This is a genomic window from Sphingobacteriales bacterium, assembly GCA_016711285.1.
Lineage (GTDB): Bacteria > Bacteroidota > Bacteroidia > Chitinophagales > UBA2359 > JADJTG01.
Genome location: JADJTG010000002.1, coordinates 683,683 through 707,207, shown reverse-complemented (window position 1 = coordinate 707,207; position 23,525 = coordinate 683,683). Strand labels below are relative to the sequence as shown.

The window sequence follows — 23,525 nt, the reverse complement described above, 5'->3', positions numbered from 1 at the left end:
GATGCACGGCTGCAAAAGCAGCAGGAGCAGCGTTTTTATTTTGGCTCTTTATTAAAGTTGGGATTAAACCAAGCCATAGGTATATCTGCCTCAAAAGTACCGTCTGAATTTTTTATTCTCCGTTCCAATCGTCCTTCCGTGCTAAATCCAAGATTTTCGTACATTTTTATTGCTTTTATGTTGGATTCTCTCGCAATTAACTCAACTCTGAGAATATCCTTTCTATTTTGTACGATATAATCAAGGAGGGTTTGAAACAGCAATTTACCCAATCCTTTTCCTTGATAGTCGGGGTCTATTGCAATGGTTAAATCGCTGAATATATGCCCAAATACACCTGCTTCGGGTCGGTAGCAATGAATATCGCCAATAATTGCCTCATTGTTGGTTGAGCTGATGACAAACTGCACTCCATTTTGTGCCGATTTTTGCATAAAATTTTGAATATAACTCGCCGTTATTTCAGGTTCAACTCTGGCAAGACCTCCAATTTTTTTGCTGACACGTTGGTATAATTCAAAAATTTTGTCAAAATCAATATTTTCAGCCTGCCTGAAAAAGAATTTATCAGAACTCATTGTTGGGTGCTGCTAATGGTATTATTTTTCTTTATTTCACATTTTCTAACACCACCGCATATCCTTGCCCTACACCTATACACATCGTGCAAAGCGCATATTGTGCTTGCTGTTGTTGTAATTGCAGGGCTGCTGTGAGCAAAATACGCGCTCCCGACATGCCGAGCGGGTGTCCTAAAGCAATAGCACCGCCATTTGGATTGATGCGTGGGTCTTTGTCGGCGATGCCCATCGTGCGGGTACAAGCCAACACCTGCGCTGCAAAAGCCTCGTTGATTTCTATAATATCCATATCTTTGAGAGTCAATCCTGCTTTTGCCAAGGCTTTGCGGCTCGCCTCCACCGGTCCGATGCCCATAATACGCGGCTCTATACCCGACACACCATTGCTCACAATACGCGCCAGTGGTTTGATGCCATACTGCGCCGCGCCGCGCTCCGAAGCCAGCAACAAAGCCGCCGCCCCGTCATTCAGCCCCGAAGCATTGCCGGCGGTTACGCTGCCATCTTTGCGGAAAGCGGGTTTCAGGGCTGCCAGAGCTTCTAAAGTAGTATCAGGTTTTATAAATTCATCGTGCGCCACAACAAGAGCCGCACCTTTTTTTTGCGGAATGGATAGCGGGGCAATCTCTTGCGCCCAACGTCCGTGTTGTTGAGCCTGTGCCGCCTTTTGTTGGGAGCGATACGCAAAATCGTCTTGGTCTTCGCGCGAAATTTGGTACATTTCGGCTAAGTTTTCAGCCGTTTCGCCCATAGCATCAGTGCCGTATTGTGCTTTCATCAAAGGATTAACAAAACGCCACCCGAAAGAGGAGTCGTACAGTTGTACATCTCTGCCGAAAGGAGCAGCACTTTTTGACAATACATAAGGAGCACGCGTCATGTGTTCTACACCACCCGCCACATATAAGTCGCCATCGCCTACCTGCAAGGCACGCGCCGCCTGCACAGTGGCTGCCATACCCGAAGCACAAAGGCGATTGACGGTTTCGGCGGGTACGCTCACCGGATAACCTGCGAGTAATGTCGCCATTCGTGCTACATTGCGGTTGTCTTCTCCGGCTTGATTGGCGCAACCCATTAATACATCAGCGATATGCTCGGCAGGTAAAGAGGGGTGGCGTAACAGGAGTTGGCGCAGCACAAAAGCCGCCAAATCATCGGTGCGCACTTCGCTCAAAGCACCATTTATTTTTCCGACCGGTGTTCTGATACCATCTAAAATATAGGCGTTCATATAAAATAAAGAGAAATCGATTGAATTGAAAGCTCAAAAATAAGACACTTTTTTAAGAATTTGCGGTTTAGCAACGGAAGTGTCTTTCTGTTTGAGCCAAAAAAGCGTATCTTTGTTGTTTCTAATATAATGGTTATATGAAAAAAGACGCAATATGATGTTATCATCGTGGGCGGCGGCTTGGCAGGACTTACGGCAGCGATTCATTTGCAAAATGAAGGTTGGAATATCAAATTAGTAGAGGCTGAAGACAGGGTAGGGGGGCGTATCAAAACAGATGAGGTGAATGGTTTTTTATTGGACAGAGGTTTTCAGGTATTGTTGAGTTCTTATCCCGAAGCGCAGGATATTTTAGATTATGAAGATTTGGGCTTAGGGTTGTTTTATCCGGGAGCTTTGGTGCAATATCAGGGAAAATTATATCGTTTGGCAGACCCTTTCCGCGAGCCTTTGGATTCTTTCAATTCCTTGTTTAACCCACTTTCCAATATCGGCGATAAAGTAAAAATTTTGGCGTTGCGCAACCGTGTGCGTCGTTTTTCCATAGAAAAGATTTTCCAGCAACCCGAAACAACAACAGCCGAATTATTGGCTTCGTGGAATTTTTCTGACCGCTTTACTCGCACTTTTTTTCGCCCTTTTATGGGGGGCATATTTTTAGAAAACGAATTGCGCACCACCAGCCGCGCTTTTGAGTTTGTTTTTAAAATGTTTTCTTCGGGCTATGCCACTTTGCCTAAAAATGGCATGGAGGCAATTCCTAAACAATTAGCCAAAAAACTTAAAGAAGATACTTTTTTGCTCAATACTCGTGTAAAATCGGTAGAAAACGGAGCAGTAACACTGGCAAATGGCGAAACTCTCACTACACGTTTGGTATTGTTGGCAACTGATGCACCTGCGGCGGCACGTTTATTGAAAGGGAAAGGGGATATTTCAAACGCTGTAAATGGTGTAAAATGCTTATATTTTTCCGCCGACAGCAGTCCTGTTAAAGAGCCGGTACTGGTACTCAATGCGGCGGTTCAGCGCAGTTCTTTGGTAAATAATTTGTGTGTTCCGAATTTAATACAATCTTCGTATGCGCCTGTCGGAAAATATTTAATTTCGATAACGATACTCAAACCTTTCTCCGGCAGCGAAGCTGATTTGACCGAGGCGGTTCGCGAAGAATTAAGGGATTGGTTTGGCGAAGCAGCCTGCGAATGGGAGTTTTTGCGCTGCTACGATATTCCGGCGGCTTTGCCTTTTCAGAAAACGGTGAGTTATCCGCACAAATACGACATCAAACCCTTTGCCGATGGTATTTATATTTGCGGCGATTATTGTCACGATGCCTCTATTAATGGTGCATTGCGCTCCGGCAGAATTACTGCTGATGCCATAGCTTGGGATTTGTCGTTGCATAGCAAAGCATAATATTTTTTTAGATAAAAATAAAAAAAGAGTTGGCAAATATCCGCCAACTCTTTTTTATCAATATATATTGTATTCAAAAAATACTATAACTTATTGAATTTTAATAGGTGGGTTTGTCCGTTGTTTTCTTGAATATGCAACAAATACAGCCCTGCTTCCAACATAGCAATATCCAACTGATTGTTGTTGAGAAGGGTATTATTAAACACTTCTACAATTGTGCCCTGCATATCTACAATGTACATTTGTTGAATGGCTGATAATTGAGCCTCCGATATTGCCAAACGAATTTGGTGGTAGGCAGGATTGGGCGATATGGTCCAAAGGGTAGGGTTGTTGTTTAAATCGGCTTCGCCGGCGCATACTTCTACCTCAACGGCAAGTGTGGCAGTATTGATGCAACCATTGGCATCGGTGGCACTTACTGTATAAGTTGTACTCATTTCGGGGCTTGCCACCGGATTGGCAACATTGGCATTATTCAAACCCTCAACAGGCGACCAATGATAATTCTGTCCGCTGGAAGCAATCATCAAAACGTGTTCTCCTGCACATATCGTATCGGCAGCAACTTGTGCATTGATATCTTGATTTAAAGCATTGATAACAACGGTTGTTTCACCCACACATTTATCGGCATCGCTTACTTTTACGTTGTAGCTGCCTACTGCCAGATGGTCGGCAGTTTCGGTATTTAATTCGGGTTTGCCGTTCCACTCAAAATTATAAGGAGCAGTGCCGCCGCTTACTGCTATGGTAGCAGCACCGTTTTCGGATTCCTGACAAGTGTTGGTGATTTGGGTAGAACTTACAGATAAAGCAGTGCTTTCGTTCTGAATGACCATTGTATCTATTTTTACACAGCCCAAAAAATTGCTGGCGACTACCCAATAAGAACCGGTATCTAAGCCGTCAATCTCTGCCAAAGTATCGCCTGTACTCCAGTAATAGTTCACCTCGCCCGCCATTTCTTTGGGTTTGGCAACAATACTTCCTTTGTTTTCACATTTTACAGCTGTAATCTGCGGCTCGTTCATAAAAGGCTCAGGCTCGGTAATAACCACTTCGCGCGTAATAGTACAACCATCGGGGTGTATGACGGTAGCGGTGTAAGTGCCGGCTTTCAGGTTTTCGGCGGTATGAAAAGCCGTACCATCGCTCCATTGAAATACACAGCCGCTAAACATACACTGGCAGCCACTGCTCGCAATAGTAGCCTTACCTGCTGCTGCACCATTGCAAATATTATCTTGTGCAGTAACAGTTACCAAATACTGGCTTTCGCAATCTTGTGCGGAAGCATATATAGAAACAAAAAAGAATAAAAGTAAGTAGTTAACCCATTTCATAAGTTGCTGTATTAGTTTTAATATTCAGTAAATGATAGCAAAAATTATTCCATACTAAAGATTTTGATAAAAGCTTTGGTATTTTACCAATAAATAATGGTAAAATTATAGTAAATTTTTTATAAAATAAAAAAAACACCTTTAAAATAAAGCATTTTTTAAAAAAAACATAACAAATTTTATAAATATATTCTGCTATACGCCCGTGTGCCCAAATCCCCCTGCTCCGCGCTGTGTATTTTCCAACACTTCCACTGTATGCCATTGTATGCACTCGTAGCGGTGTATTACCATTTGCGCAATGCGCTCCCCATCTTGAATAAGCACAGCATCTTGCGACAAATTAATGAGCAGTACTTTTATTTCGCCGCGATAGTCGCTATCAATAGTACCCGGACTATTGAGCAATGTGATACCTTTTTTGAGAGCCAAACCACTGCGCGGGCGAATTTGAGCCTCTAAACCCTGCGGCAAAGCAATAAACAAACCCGTGGGCACTAAGGCTCGCCCCAAAGGTTGCAGCAGGAGCGGCTCCTGCAAAAAAGCCGTTAAATCCATACCTGCCGAACCTTCGGTTTGGTATTGGGGCAGCGGGTGGGGCGAAGTATTGACGATGGATATTTGCATAAAAACAGGATAAAAAACAAAAAAATCAAGAAATGATGAAAACGTGCAAATGTAAGATTTTTGAGACAAGTTTCCATTTTTTCAATCCAATCCCGATGAAATAGCCGCTCGACCTGCCACATCAAAACTATTTTTTTTGTGTAATTTAAAATATGATAAAAATGTGTTTTATCTTTCGTAACTAATATGCTAAGTTGTTCTTTTTTATCATCTTATATAAAATTTCATGAAACCATTCAACCAGATAATAACTTTATTATTGTTGTCAATACAACTGCTCTGTACAATGCCCGTTTGTGCACAATCGCTGCCTTATACGCAAAAACTCTACAACTATAAACTATACAGCGATATTCCTTATGGCACTGCCACCGATTATGCAGGGGAGTCCGTTGAATTGAAGTTGGATATTTATAAACCCCTCAACGACCAAAATTGCCGCCGCCCGATTTTTATAATGGTGCATGGCGGTTCTTTTATTGGGGGGCATAAAGCGGAGGGTACTATTCCGGCAGTATGTGCAGAAATGGCACAGCGCGGCTATGTAGTTGCGAGCATCAATTACAGACTCGGTACACACAAAGCCGCTTCCTATCAGCCCTACGCTTTATGTGGCAATGGCACTGCTTTAGATGTGTTGCCCGGTGCAAAATGTGCTTATAGTGCCGACAGTTTGGAGTTTATACGCGGCTATTATCGCGGTGTACAAGATGCAAAAGGTGCAGTACGTTATATGAAAAGCCGTGCTGCGATGGACTCCACCGATGTCAATAATGTGTATATCGGCGGCGAAAGTGCCGGTGGTTTTATTGCTTTGGGCGTAGGATACATGGATATAGAAAGCGAAAAACCTGCCGCAGCTTATGCTCTTGCCGCCGCCCCCACACCCGACACCGATTTGTTGTCTTGTCTGCCGTCTTCTTACGATTTGTCGCGCCCCGATTTGGGCAGTGTGGAAGGAATGCTCAACACCACAAACCCCAATATCAACAGCCGTGTGCAGGGGGTGGCTAATTTTACGGGTGGTGTGATATGGAATTTGTACGAAGGCAACAGCAAGCCGCCTGTTTATTTGTATCATTTAACAGCCGACCCCGTCGTTCCCTGCAATTATAATAAAGCTTATGCCGGATTTTCTGCCGCTATTAATTCTATTAATTTATGCCAGCCTATCAATGGATTACTACCGCATGTGTATGGTTCTTGTGCCATTGCAGATTATTTTGAATCGCTGGGTACGGCAGCACCTATTTTTATAATGATATTGTAAATAATGGTGCTATGATTACCGATGTTATTAATTTAGTGAATAAACCTTCTCATTATATAGAAAATGTTCCTTTGCACATTGCCAATATGAGCAATTTTTTTGCTCCGTTTATTGTAACCAACGGCAATGGCGGCGTTTCTGCCAATTGCGAAGTGGGATTATTGCCTGATTACATCAATACGGTGGCAATTTCGGTGCAACCCAATCCTTGCAGCGGTACTTTTTATTTCCAATTGCCTCAATTTCATACACAGGTGCGTTGCCAATTATTGGATATAAACGGTGGTGTACTTGATTTGATTGTACCTGAAACGACTGCCGACACTCAGCAATACCGCGTAATGCTGCCGAATAATCGGAGTGCGGGCATTTATTTATTGAAAATATTAGCAGATAATCAAAATTATTATGCTAAAATTGCAGTAAATAATTAATTTAATAATGTATGCTGGCATCACAAAGAGCAATTTTTAATCAACATTTTACGCCGCAACGTTACGAAGCGTTTCTGGCAGATTTGAGTAATGATTTCAATTACAAGATTACGTTCAGGGTAGCAGAAACACCTGTGTTTATTCCCGCCGATTTTCGCGACCAACTGCTGCAAGCCTCGCAGGATATTGTGCGGTTTTTATTGCGCGATGATTTTAAAACGCTTACTGAACGCGCTATTCCGCAAGGGCTGAACGTACCCAACGAAGATGCACATACCCAAATGCTGGCGTTGGATTTTGGGGTATGCAAAGGCGAAAACGGCACTTTGATACCGCAACTGATTGAAATGCAGGGTTTCCCGTCTTTGTATTTTTTTCAGCATTGGTTGGCGCAAAGGTATCGGCAACATTATCCCGAATCGCTTACTGCCGATTTTTCGCATTTGTTTGGAGGCATTAGTGCCGAGCAGTACGAAGCGCGTTTTCGTACATATTTATTGGGCGAATATGCTCCCGAAGAGGTGATTTTGTTAGAGATAGAACCGCAAAAACAGAATACAGCCATTGATTTTTTGGTGACGGAGCATTTTACGGGTATTCGTGCGGTATGTATCAGCGAAATTATCCGCGAAGGCAGGCAATTATTTTATATGCGTGATGGCGTAAAAACCCACATCAAGCGTATTTACAACCGTATTATTTTTGATGAACTGCTGCGCCGTCCCGATTTACAGCGCGATTTTAACCTCACCGAAGCGGTGGACGTGGAGTGGGCAGGACACCCGAATTGGTTTTTTCGCATCAGTAAATACACGATGCCGCTGATTGAGAGCCGCTATATTCCCGAATGTCGTTATTTGAGCGATTATGGCGGCAATTTTCCGAGCGATTTGGAAAATTATGTACTCAAACCGCTTTTTTCTTTTTCGGGGCAAGGAGTGAAATTCAATGTTACTGCTGCCGATATTGCGGAAGTGCCGCTTGCCGAGCAGCACAATTATATGTTGCAGCGCAAAGTAGAATATGTGCCGGTGGTAGAAGCGGCAGACGGCGGTGCTGCAAAATTGGAGATACGCTTGCTGTATTTGTGGGAAGCCGACCGCCCGCAGCCCGAATTGTTGGTGAACTTGTGCCGCTTGAGTCGTGGTGAAATGATAGGCGTGCGCTACAATAAAGATAAAACTTGGGTAGGCGGCTCGGTGTGTTTTTTTGAGCAATAACAAAGAAATATTGTGTGGCAAATAAAAATCATTTGTTTATCAAATGATTTATGTTGTTACACTTCCTATTGGTTGTAATTACTTTGTTATTTTCTTTTAAAAGGAAAACAAGGGCGTGCATTTGAAAAAAATGCACGCCCTTGTTTTATTTTTTATCGCTTGTTTTTTTTAAAACGAATCATCAGGATTTTTTCTTTCTGACGGCTCTTTTGGGTTTGCCGCCTAACTCTACGGTTTGGCGATATTGTGGTGCTGTGATATTCCGAAAACCCGCCTCTTCCAAATGCCCCTGATAGGCTTGCATGGATTCTTCTTCGCCGTGTACCAAAAATAGTTGTTGTACTACCTGCGGATTTTGGCACGACAAATATTTTATCATCTCCTCGTAATCGCCGTGTGCGCTGAAAGCATTGAGTATTTGCACATCGGCTACTACCGGATAATATTCGCCGAAAATGCGCACTTCTTTTGCTCCGGCAGCCAACTGCCCGCCCAAACTACCTTTGGCACTGAACCCTACCATTAAAATCGTATTGCGGGGGTTGCCGATGCTGTTTTTAACGTGGTGTTTTACGCGCCCGCCCTCTATCATACCCGAAGCAGAAATAATGATGCAGGGGTCGTCGATGCTGTTGAGGCGTTTGGATTCTTCTTCGCTGCGAGTGTAGGTAAGTCCGGCGAAACCGAAGGGGTCATTGTCGTGTTTCATACGCTCGCGGAAGGCATCGTTGTAGGCATCGGGGTGGCGGCGAAATATTTCGGTGGCATCAAACGCCAGGGGGCTGTCCACATATACCCGCACACGCGGCAGCTTACCGTCTTCGTGGAGGTCGTTTAAAATATTCACCACTTCTTGGGTGCGCCCTACGCTAAACGCCGGAATGATGAGTTTTCCTTTTTTTTCCACACAAGTATAAAGAACGGCTTGGAGGAGTTTTTCTTTGGCACGCGGCGGCTTGTCGTGGAGGCGATTGCCGTAGGTGCTTTCGGCAATGAGATAGTCGCATTGCGGAAAAGGTTGCGGCGATTTTAGGATACGGTTGGTGTAGCGACCGATGTCGCCCGTAAATCCGATGCGGCGATATTGGTTGCCATCTTTGATACGCAAACTAACGGCGGCACTGCCCAAAATATGTCCGTTGTCGTTAAAAGTAAGCTCTACTCCTTCGGCGATGCTGGTTTTTTTGTTGTAAGGAACGACGTGAAAATACTGCATACAATCTTCGGCATCTTCTATGGTATAGATGGGTTGTATAGGTGGCAAACCTTTGAGCTTGCGTTTATTGTTGATATATTTTATATCGCTTTCCTGAATATGCGCACTATCCAAAAGCAACACTTCGGCGAGGTCGTAGGTGGCGGGGGTGCAAAAAATAGGACCCTGAAAACCCTCTTTCACTAATTTTGGCAACAGCCCGCAATGGTCAATATGGGCGTGAGACAGCACCACCATATCAATTTCGCGCGGGTTGAAGCCGAAGTGTCGGTTGTGTTCTTCTACATCATTGCCGCTACCCTGAAACAATCCGCAGTCGAGCAAAATACGCATACCATTGTTGAGGGTTAATAAATGTTTGCTGCCGGTTACTTCGCGTGTGGCTCCATAAAAAGTAATGTGCATAAAAATTATCTGATATATAATGAAATAAAGCCAAAAGTACACATTTATAGCCATTCGGCAGGTACAATTTTTTGAAAATGACGGCTATTTTTGTTTTTTTATAAAAATGTATCACTTTATTGATTGCTTTGGAGCAGTTTTTTTTTTATTATTTTTATCACAATCTTTGCGGCGCAATTCTTTAGAATATCTCTTAAAAAAAATCAGATATTTTGCCACTTGGTATTTTTTTTGGGGTAATTTTTGTTAGCTTTTTATTGATTAATATAAACAACAGCGATTAAAATATGCGTATTTTAAAATTTAATTTTGAAAATAAAGCATTAGACTGGCGTTTGGAAGAGATTACTCTCAACAGGATTACACTCTTAGTGGGTGCTTCTGGGGTAGGAAAAACACAGATATTGCACTGTTTGACGGATTTAAAAGATATTGTTGAAGGAGCTTCTATAAATGGAGTTTCTTGGGATATAACATTTGAAACTTTAGAGAATGTAAGATATATTTGGCAAGGCAGCTTTGAAAACAGACAGATAAGTGCAGAACTTGGAAATGATAATAGCGGTCTTATTGATTATAAATCAAAAATTATATTTGAAAAAGTTTATTGTAATGATAAATTGATAGTAGATAGAACAACAGATACCATTATATTTAATGATAAACTCACACCAAAACTTTCCCCGCAAAAAAGTATCATTCATTTGTTACAAGAAGAAAACAGCATACAGGCAGCTTATCATAGTATTAGAAAAATAAAAATTATAGATAATTCCAATGCTCAGGAACATACCAACTTGCGCTTTAATGTTTTAGGGGTGAGTAGATTGGAAGAATCATATAATACTTTAAAAAAAATTCGTGAAAGCGAATTACAAACAATCCTTAAACTATATCTTTTACAACAGGCGGATAAAAAGACTTTTAATCTGATACAAACACGTTTTTTTTATATTTTTCCGCAGGTAGAAGATATAAGAGTTGCTACACCAGACACACAGGATAGCTCAATTCGCGGATTAAAAGATTTCTTGTTTATACAAATCAAAGAAAAAGGTGTGCAACACTGGATACACGACAACCGTATTTCGTCGGGTATGATTAAAACCCTAATTCAATTAAGTGAATTGTATGTGTGTGCTGAAGGAACAGTATTTTTAATAGACGAATTTGAAAACAGTTTGGGTATTAATTGTATCAATGAAATTACACAGGATATTTTAGTATCTAAACGAAAATTGCAATTTGTACTCACCAGTCATCATCCTTATATTATTGATGCTATCGGTTATCAAAATTGGAAATTAGTGACCCGCAACGGCAATATCATCAGAGCACAAAATGTGGATAAATTTCGCATCGGTCAGTCAAAACACAGTGCTTTTATGCAACTTATTCAATTAGAAGAATACCAAACAGGACAGGAGCTATGAATGTTTACTTCTTAGTAGAAGGCAGACGAACAGAAATGAAGGTGTATCCAAAATGGTTATCTTTGCTTGTACCCGAGTTGGAACGTGTAAAATATGTTCAGGATATCACAACCAATAATTATTATATTTTCAGTGGGGGAGGTTTTCCGGCATTGCTCCATAATCATCTACGCAATTGTATCAGTGAAATTAATGCTTGTGATACATTTAATTATTTAGTGTTGTGTTTAGATGCAGATGAAGAATCTATTGCCGCTCGTCGCCAAGAAGTAATGGACTTTATACACAATGAAAAAATAATTATCAATCCTTTTACGCAATTCGAGATTATTGTTCAAAATAAATGTATAGAAACTTGGTTTTTGGGGAATCGTAAAATTTTTAAACAGAATGCAGAAAGAAGTCTTTTGCGGAATTGTATTGCTTTTTATAATGTAAAAGAAGAAGATCCGGAATTAATGAACAAACCTGCTGATTTTGATGCTTCTGTTTCGGTGTTCCATTCTGTTTATTTACAAGAAATTTTAGCGGAAAGAAATATACACTATAATAAAGCAAACCCACACGTTGTGACGGAACAACATTTTTTGGAAAAAATAATTGAACGCCACCATAAAACCGGACATATTGCTTCTTTTAAGCATTTTATTGATTTTTGCCGCCAAATTCGTATTAAAATTCAAGAACAACAGCCTTTTTAGAATAATACTGTAATAATATTTTTTTATAAGTAAACAAACTGATACAGAAATACAACAATGATAGTTCTCAAATTTGGAGGTACTTCGGTAGGCAGCGTTGCCGCCATCGAAACGCTTAAAAATATCGTTGCCGACACCCTGCGCCATCACAACAACGCCGTAGTGGTGGTATCGGCGATGAGTGGCATTACCGACTTGCTCATCAACTCCGGCAAAGCCGCCGAAAACGGCGACAAAGCATTTGAAACCAACCTCCTCCAGTTGCGCCTACGCCACGAAGAGGTGATTAATATGCTGCTGCACAAGCAAGCTGCTGCCGCCCACGATTTTCTCAACGAACAATTGCAACTCCTCCACGACTTGCTCAATGGGGTGCTTTTGCTCAAAGAAATGTCGGCACGCACATTGGATTGTATTGCTTCTTTCGGCGAAGTGATTTCTTCCAAAATCGTCACTTTGTATATGCAGGAGCATTTTTCTTCGGTGGCGCATGTAGATGCCCGACAGCTCATTCGCACCGACAAAAACTTTACCGCCGCCCGCGTAGATTTTGCCGTTACCGATATGCTCCTCCGGCAAGCGATAAGCCCGCAAACGCATTTGTATGTGATGGGGGGCTTTGTGGCTGCTACTGCCGAGGGCGTAACCACCACGCTGGGGCGCGGTGGCAGTGATTATACCGCCGCTATTGTAGCCGCCGCCCTCGATGCCGATTTGCTCGAAATATGGACAGACGTAAACGGCGTGCTCACCGCCGACCCGCGCAAAGTGAAAAAAGCCCTCACGCTGCCGCAAATGACCTACGAAGAAGCCGCCGAAATGTCGCATTTCGGTGCAAAGGTGATCTATCCGCCTACCATTCAGCCGGCTATGCGCAAAAATATCCCCATTCGCATTGCCAATACTTTTAACGCCACCCATGCAGGCACGCTCATCACACGCCGCAGCCACGATACGGCTCCGGTAAAATGTATCAGCTCTATCAGCAATGTGGCTTTGGTGAATATTCAGGGTACGGGTATGATAGGTGTAAGCGGTGTGGCAGCGCGTATTTTTAAAACGATGGCTTTGCAGGAAGTCAATATCATCCTTATCACACAGGCATCATCAGAACATTCCATTACTTTTGCCATCAACCCGCAAGATGCTGCCAAAGCCCAGCAAGCCCTTCAGGAAGAATTTGATTACGAACTCAAAAACAACTTGCTCAACGAAATTAACATAGAGCAGGATATGTGCGTGGTGGCGTTGATAGGCTTCAATATGCGCCGCAGCATCGGCGTAAGCGGAAAAATGTTTGGTGCTTTGGGCAAAAATGGTGTAAATATTCGCGCTATTGCGCAGGGGTCTTCGGAAATGAATATATCGGTGGTGGTGGACAAAGCCGAAGAGCGCAAAGCCCTGAACACGCTCCACGATGCTTTTTTCTTGTCGGATATTACGGCTCTGAATTTGTTTTTGGTAGGCGGCACGGGCTTAATCGGCTCTACACTTATTCGGCAAATTCAACAACACGCCGCTTTTTTGAAAGAAAAACAACAATTTGAAATAAAATTGGTGGGTGTAGCCAACAGCCGCACCCAATATATCAACGAAGAAGGTGTGGACTTAAACGAGTATCAGGGAGTATTGGAGCAAAAAGGAGAAAAACACGATTTGGCTGCTTTTATACACGAAATGATTGCGCTGAATTTGCCCAACAGCATTTTTATCGACAGCACCGCCAGCCCCGAAGTCATCGCTTTTTATGATGATATTCTCAAAGAAAGCATTTCGCTCATTACGCCCAACAAACTCGCCAACAGCGGCAAATGGCAGGATTACGAAAATCTGCACGCCATCGCCCGTAAGTTTGGCGTACAATTTTTGTACGAAACCAATGTAGGAGCGGGCTTGCCGGTTATTTCTACGCTCAAAGGCTTGCTCAACAGTGGCGATGAAGTGCTGAAAATAGAAGCGGTGCTGTCGGGGTCAATGTCGTTTGTGTTTAATAATTTTAAAGATGAAATAAAATTCAGCGATATAGTAAAAGAGGCGCAGGTGCGCGGCTACACCGAACCCGACCCGCGCGAAGATTTAAGCGGGGCTGATGTGGCGCGCAAAGTGCTGATTTTGGCACGCGAAATGGGCTTGCCACTGGAAATCGGCGATATTGTCATTGAAAATATTCTGCCTCAAAGTTGTATTGCCGCCCCGCATGTAGAAGCTTTTTTCAGGGCTTTGGAAAACAACGAAAATCATTTTGAACAACTGAAACAACAAGCGCAGCAGAATAATAAAGTGCTGCGTTTTATTGCCGAAATAGACCCCCAAGGGGCGCGTATCGCTTTGCGCGGTGTGGCTGCCGACAGTCCTTTTTACGCACTTTCGGGCAGCGACAATATGATAGTATTTACAACCGCCCGCTACAAAGAACGACCTTTGGTAGTAAAAGGTCCCGGAGCCGGAGCCGAAGTAACCGCCGCCGGCGTATTGGCAGAAATTGTGAGCGTGGGCAATTATTTGAGTTAAAACAACACCAAATTTCCCCTTTTGAGGGTGTAAGGGGGTGTAAGGAGCGGTTTTTAACTTTGACAAAGTTCCAAATTTTGTCAAAGTTGGAACGCTCAAGCATTGGTGCGTGCCTACCAAGCATTGGTGCGTGCCTACCAAGCATTGGTGCGTGCCTACCAAGCACTGGTGCGTGCCTACCAAGCACTGGTGCGTGCCTGCCAAGCCTGGTGCGTGCTTACCAAGCATTGGTGCGTGCCTACCAAGCATTGGTGCGTGCCTCACAAGCACTGGTGCGTGCCTACCAAGCACTGGTGCGTGCCTACCAAGCACTGGTGCGTGCCTACCAAGCACTGGTGCGTGCCTACCAAGCATTGGTGCGTGCCTACCAAGCACTGGTGCGTGCCTACCAAGCATTGGTGCGTGCCTACCAAGCATTGGTGCGTGCCTACCAAGCATTGGTGCGTGCCTACCAAGGATTGGTGCGTGCCTACCAAGCATTGGTGCGTGCCTACCAAGCATTGGTGCGTGCCTACCAAAGCACTGGTGCGTGCCTACCAAACCTGGTGCGTGCCTACCAAGCACTGGTGCGTGCTTACCAAGCATTGGTGCGTGCCTACCAAGCATTGGTGCGTGCCTACCAAGCATGGGTGCGTGCCTACCAAGCACTGGTGCGTGCCTACCAAGCACTGTTGCGTGCCTACCAAGCATTGGTGCGTGCCTACCAAGCATTGGTGCGTGCCTACCAAGCATTGGTGCGTGCCTACCAAGCACTGGTGCGTGCCTACCAAGCACTGGTGCGTGCCTACCAAGCATTGGTGCGTGCCTACCAAGCATTGGTGCGTGCCTACCAAGCATTGGTGCGTGCCTACCAAGCATTGGTGCGTGCCTACCAAGCATTGGTGCGTGCCTACCAAGCATTGGTGCGTGCCTACCAAGCATTGGTGCGTGCCTACCAAGCACTGGTGCGTGCCTACCAAGCACTGGTGCGTGCCTACCAAGCACTGGTGCGTGCTTACCAAGCACTGGTGCGTGCTTACCAAGCACTGGTGCGTGCTTACCAAGCACTGGTGCGTGCTTACCAAGCACTGGTGCGTGCTTACCAAGCACTGGTGCGTGCTTACCAAGCACTGGTGCGTGCTTACCAAGCACTGGTGCGTGCTTACCAAGCACTGGTGCGTGCTTACCAAGCACTGGTGCGTGCTTACCAAGCACTGGTGCGTGCTTACCAAGCACTGGTGCGTGCTTACCAAGCACTGGTGCGTGCTTACCAAGCACTGGTGAGTGCCGCTCAAGCACTGGTGAGTGCCGCTCAAGCACTGGTGAGTGCCGCTCAAGCTCTGGTGAGTGCCGCTCAAGCACTGGTGAGTGCCGCTCAAGCTCTGGTGAGTGCCGCTCAAGCTCTGGTGAGTGCCGCTCAAGCGTTGAGGAGCGCCGCTCAAGCTCTGAGGAGCGCCGCTCAAGCTCTGAGGAGTGCCGCTCAAGCTCTGAGGAGCGCCGCATTGCCCCTTTTGAGGGGGTAAGGGGGTGTAAGGAGTGGTTTTTAACTTTGACAAAGTTCCAAATTTTGTCAAAGTTGTAATGATCAAACGTTGAGGAGCAGTTTTTAGCTTTGATAAAGTTCCAAATTTTGTCAAAGTTGGAATGCTCAGATGCCGATGAAAACGTTTCATTACCTTACCGACATTGCAAAGGTGTCGTAATGCAAGTTTTAATTATATTTGCGCAGATTTTGAAAGCAAAGCTGCATATTAAAAAACAAGAACATTCAAATTAAAAGCAAAACATACATTTGAAAACGAAATAAAATAAACCTCTATACCAACTTATACATATAAAAAACATTACGCCCCATGCATACACCCCTTCGTCACGACTGGACCTTTCAGGAACTCTACGATGTATATCAACTGCCCCTGCTCGAACTCATCTTTCAGGCAGCACAAGCCCACCGCCGCTATTTCAACCCGCGCGAGGTGCAGGTGTCTTCGCTGCTATCCATCAAAACCGGCGGCTGCCCCGAAGACTGCGCCTACTGCCCGCAAGCCGCCCGCTACCACACCAACATAAAAACACACCGCCTGCTGGAAGTGGACGAAGTTGTGCAAAAAGCACAGGAAGCCAAAGCGGGCGGTGCTTCGCGTTTTTGTTTGGGGGCAGCGTGGCGCGAAGTGCGCGACAACCGCGATTTTGACCGTGTGCTGGGAATGGTGCAGGGCGTAAATGCACTCGGTATGGAGGTATGCTGCACACTCGGTATGCTCACCGAACAGCAAGCCCAACGCCTCAAAGAAGCCGGCTTATACGCCTACAACCACAATTTGGACAGCTCCGAAGAATTTTATGGCGAAATCATCTCTACCCGCAGCTACCAAGACCGCCTCAATACCCTCGCCCATGTGCGCAAAGCCAAACTCAGCGTGTGCAGTGGCGGCATTATAGGTATGGGCGAAAGTGCCACCGACCGCGTGCAAATGATAATGACCCTCGCCAACCAGCCCCAACACCCCGAATCCGTACCCGTCAATGCTTTGGTGAGCGTAGAAGGCACTCCCCTCGAAAACCGCCACCGCGTAGCAATATGGGATATGTTGCGCACTATTGCCACCGCAAAATTGGCGATGCCCGCATCTATGGTGCGCCTGTCGGCAGGGCGTATGGATATGAGTGCCACCGAGCAAGCCCTTTGTTTTATGGCAGGAGCCAACTCTATTTTTGCAGGCGACAAACTCCTCACCACCCCCAACCCCGATTTCAACGACGACCAAGCCCTTTTTGAAACTTTGGGGCTGCTGCCGATGCAGCCTTTTACACACCAGCAAACACAAAGCGAAAAAGCACAAACGCCGGATATAGTGTGAAAAAATACTAACAAAAACAAAAATGCCGCCGCCGCTTTTCCGAAAAAAGAAAAGGGCAGCGGCGTTGTATATATATTTCCCCGACAAAAAAAACATTCCCTCCTACACTATATTTTAAAAACTATCCGTATTTTGTTTTGTATATAAAAACGGATAATGAACAATCACCAGTCGCCACTTGCCATTTATCATCAAATTCAGAGCGCACTGCCCGACGAACCCGGTGTGTATCGCTTTTTGAACCACATAGGCACAGTTATTTATGTAGGAAAAGCCAAAAGTCTGAAAAAAAGAGTGGCTTCTTATTTTGTGTCGTACCCCCAACAACAGCAAGGCAAAACCCGCGTGATGGTGAGCCATATTGCCGACATTCAGTTTACGGTAGTAGAAAGCGAACAAGATGCTTTGCTGTTAGAAAATACCCTCATCAAACAATTGCAGCCGCGCTACAATGTATTGCTCAAAGACGACAAAACCTATCCGTATATCTGTATCAAAAAAGAAGAATTTCCGCGTCTTATCCTCACACGCCATTTCCGCCGCGATGGTTCGGAGTATTTAGGTCCTTTTCCTTCTATGCACCAAGCCGCCGAAATTTTGGAGTTTTTAAAAAAATCATTCCCGCTCCGCACTTGCAATCTGCTCCTTACCCCCGAAAATATCCGCAAAAAAAAATTCCGCCCCTGTTTGGAGTATCATATCGGCAATTGCAAAGCCCCTTGCGCCGCCTTGCAGTCGGAGGCAGATTATTTGCACATTATTTCGCAGTTGAGGCATATTTTAAAAGGCAATGTAGCGGGCGTATTGCGCGAGTTGCAGCAGGAAATGACAAAAGCCGCCACCGATTTAGATTTTGAAAAAGCACAATATTTAAAAGAAAAAGCCAACTTGCTCGGCAATTATCAAAGCAAATCGACGGTGGTAAATCCTACTTTGCACAATATTGATGTATTTGGAGTGGCTGCTGATGATAAATACTTTATTGTTAATTATTTGCGCATTGCCAACGGCTCTATTATTCAAACCAAAGCCCTTGAATTAGTGCCGCAGTTGGAAGAAAGCCCCGAAAGCCTTTTGCTCATCGCCATGCAGGAATTGCGCCTCCAAAGCAACAGCCACTCCGAAGAAATTTTAGTTCCTTTTGAAGTAGAATTTCCCGAAAAAAACACCAAAGTAAATGTTCCGAAACTCGGCGATAAAAAGAAATTACTGGATTTGGCGGTGCGCAATGCCCTCTATTACAAACAACAAAAATGGCTCAAACAAGGCGAAAAAAACTATGCACAGCGCAGTTTTGATACCCTGAACCAACTCAAAAAAGACCTCCGCCTCACCGAAATACCCTTGCACATTGAATGTTTTGACAATTCTAATTTTCAGGGTAGCTATCCGGTGGCTTCTATGGTGTGTTTCAAAGAAGGAAAACCCGCTAAAAGTGAATACCGTCATTTTAATATCAAAACCGTGACAGGCATTGATGATTTTGCTTCTATGAGCGAAATTGTATGGCGCAGATACCGCCGCCTGCTCGACGAAGAAAAACCACTGCCCCAACTTGTTATTATTGATGGAGGCAAAGGGCAACTCCAAGCCGCTATGCAAAGCATTGAACAATTGGAACTGAACGGAAAATTCGCCATCGTGGGCATTGCCAAAAGATTGGAGGAAATTTATGTGCCCAAAGATAGCGTGCCTTTGTATATTGATAAAAAATCGCCCTCGCTCAAGTTGCTGCAACAAATACGCAACGAGGCACACCGCTTTGCCATCACTTTCCACAGGCAGCAGCGCAGCAAAGGCACGCTACAATCGCAGTTGTTGGAAATTCCGGGTATCGGCGAAGCCAAAGCCGAAAAACTGTGGCAACATTTTAAATCGCTCAAAAAAATAAAAGCCGCCGATGCCGTCGCCCTCCGTGCCGTAGTAGATGCCAAAAGTGCGCAAGCTGTATTGGCATATTTTTCTGCCACAAAAACATAAAATTTTGAAATTTTTTCACCCTTTTTTATAGGTAAAACTAAATAAGTTTATATTTATGACATTAAATGTCTTAAATATTGTAAAATATAGGTGTCGTTTGCACAAAGCGTTGTCTATACAGCAAAAGACAACTTCTGAAGTGGTCGGATAATATGAGCAAAACTAATTTTTAAATAAAGGCTGTCTTGTTTTAAAAAATAAATAACTTATTCATTATTAGTACATTGAACTATTGATAAATAAGATATTGCTACTACTACACTACTGACGAACATACAGGGCAAAAATATTTTTTGCCTTGTATGTTTTGGAATAATCAAAGACAGGGCTTTTGAGAGAAACTACTTTACTACGCATGCAACTGAGCAACACAGGCTACAATTCGGGCGATTATATGCCCTCTCTTTCTACACTACGCAATACGGCGGTGGCAGTAATGGTTCTGCTATTGGGGGTATTTATGGTGAAAGAAGATAAACCCGACCCTGCCGCTGAAATTGAAGTAAGTTTGAAAGAATTGAATGCTGTAGTAAAAGAAAACAAGCAAAACAGCAACCCTCAAAAAACTCAGAAACTTTGCCCATAGCCCCGCTTGCCGCCACTGTCGCCCCTGAGCCGAATATCAGTGATACATTTCGCTATGTAAATCCAGAGCCGCCTGTATCCTTGCCACCTGCTACCACCAACGAGCCGCCGCAATTAGCCGTCACTGCCACTTTACAACATCAAAACGACACCGCTTATTATCTTATCAACATCAGCAATGTCGGTGGTGCATTGTACAATTTGGGCTATAGTTCCGAAATCAAATTTGACCCCGCTTTTCCTTATGCCACGCATCTGAAACCGCAGGAAAAAATCACTTTTCTTACACACGCTTCTTTTTTCAAAAGTAAAATAAGGTCGGTATCTTTTAACTTTCAGGATAAGAAAAAAAATATCTATCGGCAGGATTGGAAAATCATTCGCAATGCCGATGGTACGCTTACTTTTTCTTTTGATTCGCCACAAGCCCTTAAATAAAATCACAGCAAGCTGTACTCAAATTTGCTGATTTTTATATGGCAGGTTGTTGGCTGATGCAATTAAAAAAATATTAACTACTTACACCGTTTGGCTGTTGTTTTTTTTATGAAAGTGATAGAATTAGAACAAGAACTGAAAAAACGTTGGAAATTTCCGTATCGCTGGGGAGTTGTGCAAAATGACGAATTAGACCAAGCCACTCGTTTTATTTATGATACCCTCTATTTTGATGAGTTGATGCAAAGATTAGAGTCGCTGCGACAGCACCCTCAGTTTGAATTACTTCAGCATTATGCCCTCAATCGTTGGTACAATTTTCAGTCGGCACGCACGGTGGAACATTTTTTTTGCAGCCAGCCGCAGGTAGTTGCCGCCCCCAACCGCAAAGACCGTCTGTGCGATTTTTATATTCAGGATATTCCTTTTGACCATAAAACCAGCGTATTTCCGCGCCAATACGGAAAAACACTTTTTGATGCCCGCCGCTACAAATCCGATTTAATTCGCTGGCTATATACGTCACAAAGCAAAGAGCAGCGTTTTCATCTAAAAAACCGCCTTTTTTTGGTTTTATACCGCAACGATGGCGAACACTGGAAACTGAAAGCCGAACTCACATTGCTTCAAAACCGTATCAAAGAGTATATGCTAAATTTTTCGCCGGAGCATTTGGTGCGCCTTCCGCTGGAGAGCGAACAGCCCACGTTGTCGGATATAATATGGGTGATTCGGTAGCAAAAAACGGGAGAAACAGCATTTTTTTGGTTTAAAAACAATTTTTAAGATTAAACTGCTACTTTCCGTAGCACTTGCAGCGTTTTACCGCTACTAAATGCTTACCTTCGTGCCGTGTTATGAATTATATCGGCTCTAAAAAAAAGCTCTCTACTTTTATTGCCTCCACCATTGAACAAGTGGCGGGCGATACGCAAATGCTCACCTACGCCGAGTTGTTTGCAGGCACGGGTATCGTGGCACGCACCCTCAAAAGCCGTTTTAAAAAACTGATAGTAAATGATGTAGAATATTACAGCTATGTATTGAATCAAAACTATATCGCCAATACCGAGCCTCTGGAAGCTGCCGTTTTTTTTCGGCAACTCAATGAATTGGAGGGCGAAGCGGGTTTTATTTTCAGGCATTATTGCAAAGGCGGCAACGGCGAACGCCAATATTTCAGCGATGAAAACGGAAAAAAAACAGATGCCATACGCCGCCGTATAGAGGAGTGGCGCAGGGCGGGCAGCATCAGCGAAACACTGTATTTTCATTTGTTGTGCGCCCTGTTGGAGCAGGTAGATTTGCTCGCCAATACCGCTTCGGTGTATGGTGCTTATTTGAAACATTTGAAAAAAAGTGCTCAAAAACCTTTGCATGTGCGTGCCGCTCCCTTTGAAATTACAGCACCGCAGCGCAATGAAGTAAAGCAAAGCGATGCCAATGTCCTTATCAATGAGATAGAAGGCGATGTGCTGTATTTAGACCCTCCCTACAACAGCCGCCAATATGGAGCCAATTATCATTTGCTCAATACCATTGCTCAGTATGAACCTTTTGAGCCGACCGGAAAAACCGGTTTGCGTCCCAATTATTACCGCTCGGCATATTGCAAACGCAACGAAGCCGCCACCGCCTTGGAATATTTGTTGCAACAGGCGCGTTTCCGCTATATTTTTTTAAGCTACAACAACGAAGGCATCTTATCTTTGGAGCAAGTGCGCCAACTGCTCCAAAAATACGGAAAATACGATTTGCTGCAACAGCCCTATCAGCGATTTAAAGCCGATACCGACCACCAACGCCGCCACAAAGCCACTGCCACCATTGAGTATTTACATATTTTAGAAAAGACATAAAAAAATTGGCACAGATTTTACCATTTTACTTCCAAATACCATTCTTCTTTATTTTGTTTGTGATGGTATAAAAGCCGCCGTTTTTCAGTTTTTCAAAACGCAGCACCCTGCACAACAAACTTTTTTACCTTTTGAAAAAAAAGAAACATCATTAAAGATTTTAATTGAACACACATCAAACATGAACGAAAATAACAACAACGTAGCTATTTATTTAGATTTTGAAAATTTAGCCCTTTCTGCCGATACCGTTTACCCTTCCAAAACACGCCCACTACTTATAGAACCCATCGTGGATTATGCCACCACCAAAGGCAATATTGCCATCAAAAGAGCTTATGCCGACTGGTCAAAGACGATGTTTATGCAATATCAAAGTATGCTGATGCAGCAAGGTTTTGAGTTGGTGCATTTGCCGGAAACCAATTCGCAGGGTAAAAACGGCTCTGATGTGCGCTTGGCGATAGATGTAATGGAGCATTTGGAAATGTACCCGAAAATCAACACCATTGTTATTGGCTCGGGCGACAGCGACTTTGTGCCGCTTATTCAGCGCGTGCGTATGCGCAGCAAAGAAGTAATCGCGATGGGATTTGAACACAGCGTGGGGCGTTTGGTAAAAATAAACAGTGTGGAGTTCAAGCCCTTGGAAGAACTGCTCGGCAGACCCGAAGAAGCCTCACCTATTTCGGATTTGCTCGCCGAACCGCTCGACCCCACAGACGGCAAAGAATTGTTGATGCGTTTTATAAAATCGCGCAGCAGCGAAGAACCCGTTTCGCTATATGGCTTAAAGCAGGATTTAATTCGCTTAGACTCTTCTTTTTCGGAAAAACGCATGGGCTTCAATTCTTTCCGGCAATTTGTAGAGTCTTTTAAGGATTTGGTAGAAAAAGTGGAAAAAGACGACAGAAGCAAAGCGAGTATGGTATATTTTAAAGAAGGTGTGATGGCGGTAGCAGTAAAAACAGAAGCACACAAAGACGTGCGCAAGGAGGCAGCTGTATTTTTGAAACAAGTGGCACGCTATCAGAAAAACATAGAAAAGCGAAAAATTTTATCCAAAGTATTATTTGATATGATGCAGGAAAAAAAGGCGATGTCTATGACACAAATGACCGAAGCCTTAGATAAAAAACTGAAAGACTTTTCAAGAATAGACATTCGGAAGTACATCAATACACTTTTTGAAGGAAAAGCACTTAAAAATTACAACCAAAACACCGAAGGTCCCCTTTTGCAACGCCCGATGATAATCCGCCCTACTATTAATAATGCCGATATTTTAGAGCAAGTGTATATTGGCGGTATCAGTTTTATTTTAAAAGATAAATACCCTACTTTGGAAAGCGAAGACATTCGCAATTTATTGGGTTTGCCTGCCGCTTCCTGATTTTGTTATAGCTTCACATCGGTTTTTTAG

General features: G+C 43.8%; 20 protein-coding genes. 15 read left to right on the top strand and 5 right to left on the bottom strand.

The window, feature by feature from the left end; all coding sequences use genetic code 11:
- Nucleotides 1-35: 35 nt before the first annotated feature.
- Together IPL35_03260 and pcaF are read right to left on the bottom strand one after the other, a co-directional pair.
- On the bottom strand, nt 36-578 hold the full coding sequence (locus IPL35_03260; GenBank protein MBK8442481.1) for a GNAT family N-acetyltransferase: 543 nt from the start codon (nt 576-578) through the stop codon (nt 36-38).
- Nucleotides 579-609: 31 nt separating this feature from the next.
- On the bottom strand, nt 610-1,815 hold the full coding sequence (gene pcaF, locus IPL35_03255; protein ID MBK8442480.1) for a 3-oxoadipyl-CoA thiolase: 1,206 nt from the start codon (nt 1,813-1,815) through the stop codon (nt 610-612).
- A 168-nt stretch (nt 1,816-1,983) separates the two neighbouring features.
- Here pcaF and IPL35_03250 point away from each other — a divergent pair, with 168 nt between their 5' ends.
- Nucleotides 1,984-3,234 carry an FAD-dependent oxidoreductase gene (locus IPL35_03250; GenBank protein MBK8442479.1) on the top strand — a complete coding sequence of 417 codons (1,251 nt, stop codon included), beginning with the start codon at nt 1,984-1,986 and terminating at the stop codon, nt 3,232-3,234.
- 83 nt (nt 3,235-3,317) lie between these two features.
- Here IPL35_03250 and IPL35_03245 read toward each other — a convergent pair whose 3' ends face one another.
- Together IPL35_03245 and dut are read right to left on the bottom strand one after the other, a co-directional pair.
- Nucleotides 3,318-4,583 (bottom strand): T9SS type A sorting domain-containing protein, encoded by a 1,266-nt coding sequence (locus IPL35_03245; GenBank protein ID MBK8442478.1) that lies wholly within the window; start codon nt 4,581-4,583, stop codon nt 3,318-3,320.
- Nucleotides 4,584-4,778: 195 nt separating this feature from the next.
- Nucleotides 4,779-5,210 (bottom strand): dUTP diphosphatase, encoded by a 432-nt coding sequence (gene dut / locus IPL35_03240; protein MBK8442477.1) that lies wholly within the window; start codon nt 5,208-5,210, stop codon nt 4,779-4,781.
- 286 nt (nt 5,211-5,496) lie between these two features.
- Here dut and IPL35_03235 point away from each other — a divergent pair, with 286 nt between their 5' ends.
- From IPL35_03235 to IPL35_03225, 3 genes are read left to right on the top strand one after another with little or no spacing between them, the layout of a single operon-like run.
- Complete coding sequence (locus IPL35_03235; GenBank protein ID MBK8442476.1) at nt 5,497-6,480, top strand: alpha/beta hydrolase; 984 nt, start codon at nt 5,497-5,499, stop codon at nt 6,478-6,480.
- 11 nt (nt 6,481-6,491) lie between these two features.
- Nucleotides 6,492-6,914: a T9SS type A sorting domain-containing protein gene (locus tag IPL35_03230; GenBank protein ID MBK8442475.1), complete on the top strand. Its 423-nt coding sequence runs from the start codon at nt 6,492-6,494 to the stop codon at nt 6,912-6,914.
- An 11-nt stretch (nt 6,915-6,925) separates the two neighbouring features.
- A complete protein-coding gene (locus tag IPL35_03225) occupies nt 6,926-8,134 on the top strand; it encodes a hypothetical protein (protein MBK8442474.1) in 1,209 nt (402 codons plus the stop codon).
- A gap of 181 nt (nt 8,135-8,315) precedes the next feature.
- On the opposite strand, the gene IPL35_03220 is transcribed toward IPL35_03225, so the two are convergent.
- Nucleotides 8,316-9,755: an MBL fold metallo-hydrolase gene (locus IPL35_03220; protein MBK8442473.1), complete on the bottom strand. Its 1,440-nt coding sequence runs from the start codon at nt 9,753-9,755 to the stop codon at nt 8,316-8,318.
- 287 nt (nt 9,756-10,042) lie between these two features.
- Between IPL35_03220 and IPL35_03215 the strand changes: the two genes are divergently transcribed.
- The 11 genes from IPL35_03215 to IPL35_03165 all read left to right on the top strand — a co-directional run bounded on the left by IPL35_03215 (nt 10,043) and on the right by IPL35_03165 (nt 23,495).
- Complete coding sequence (locus tag IPL35_03215; GenBank protein ID MBK8442472.1) at nt 10,043-11,188, top strand: ATP-binding protein; 1,146 nt, start codon at nt 10,043-10,045, stop codon at nt 11,186-11,188.
- The gene (locus IPL35_03210; GenBank protein ID MBK8442471.1) at nt 11,185-11,889 is read left to right on the top strand and encodes a hypothetical protein; all 705 of its coding nucleotides are present in this window, start codon (nt 11,185-11,187) and stop codon (nt 11,887-11,889) included. The genes IPL35_03215 and IPL35_03210 overlap by 4 nt, the downstream gene beginning before the upstream one ends.
- 57 nt (nt 11,890-11,946) lie before the next feature.
- Complete coding sequence (gene thrA / locus IPL35_03205; protein ID MBK8442470.1) at nt 11,947-14,400, top strand: bifunctional aspartate kinase/homoserine dehydrogenase I; 2,454 nt, start codon at nt 11,947-11,949, stop codon at nt 14,398-14,400.
- Between the two features lie 86 nt (nt 14,401-14,486).
- Nucleotides 14,487-15,902, top strand: coding sequence for a hypothetical protein (locus tag IPL35_03200; protein MBK8442469.1), 1,416 nt, complete (start codon nt 14,487-14,489; stop codon nt 15,900-15,902).
- A gap of 330 nt (nt 15,903-16,232) precedes the next feature.
- A complete protein-coding gene (gene bioB / locus IPL35_03195; GenBank protein ID MBK8442468.1) occupies nt 16,233-17,240 on the top strand; it encodes a biotin synthase BioB in 1,008 nt (335 codons plus the stop codon).
- Between the two features lie 156 nt (nt 17,241-17,396).
- Nucleotides 17,397-19,220 (top strand): excinuclease ABC subunit C, encoded by a 1,824-nt coding sequence (locus tag IPL35_03190; protein MBK8442467.1) that lies wholly within the window; start codon nt 17,397-17,399, stop codon nt 19,218-19,220.
- Between the two features lie 331 nt (nt 19,221-19,551).
- Entirely contained in the window at nt 19,552-19,806 is a 255-nt protein-coding gene (locus tag IPL35_03185; protein MBK8442466.1) for a hypothetical protein, read from the top strand.
- Entirely contained in the window at nt 19,797-20,243 is a 447-nt protein-coding gene (locus IPL35_03180; GenBank protein ID MBK8442465.1) for a hypothetical protein, read from the top strand. The genes IPL35_03185 and IPL35_03180 overlap by 10 nt, the downstream gene beginning before the upstream one ends.
- Before the next feature lie 90 nt (nt 20,244-20,333).
- A complete protein-coding gene (locus IPL35_03175) occupies nt 20,334-20,981 on the top strand; it encodes a hypothetical protein (GenBank protein ID MBK8442464.1) in 648 nt (215 codons plus the stop codon).
- A 119-nt stretch (nt 20,982-21,100) separates the two neighbouring features.
- The gene (locus IPL35_03170; protein ID MBK8442463.1) at nt 21,101-22,102 is read left to right on the top strand and encodes a DNA adenine methylase; all 1,002 of its coding nucleotides are present in this window, start codon (nt 21,101-21,103) and stop codon (nt 22,100-22,102) included.
- Between the two features lie 181 nt (nt 22,103-22,283).
- Nucleotides 22,284-23,495, top strand: a complete 1,212-nt coding sequence (locus tag IPL35_03165; GenBank protein MBK8442462.1) for an NYN domain-containing protein — start codon at nt 22,284-22,286, stop codon at nt 23,493-23,495.
- The last annotated feature ends 30 nt before the right edge of the window (nt 23,496-23,525 follow it).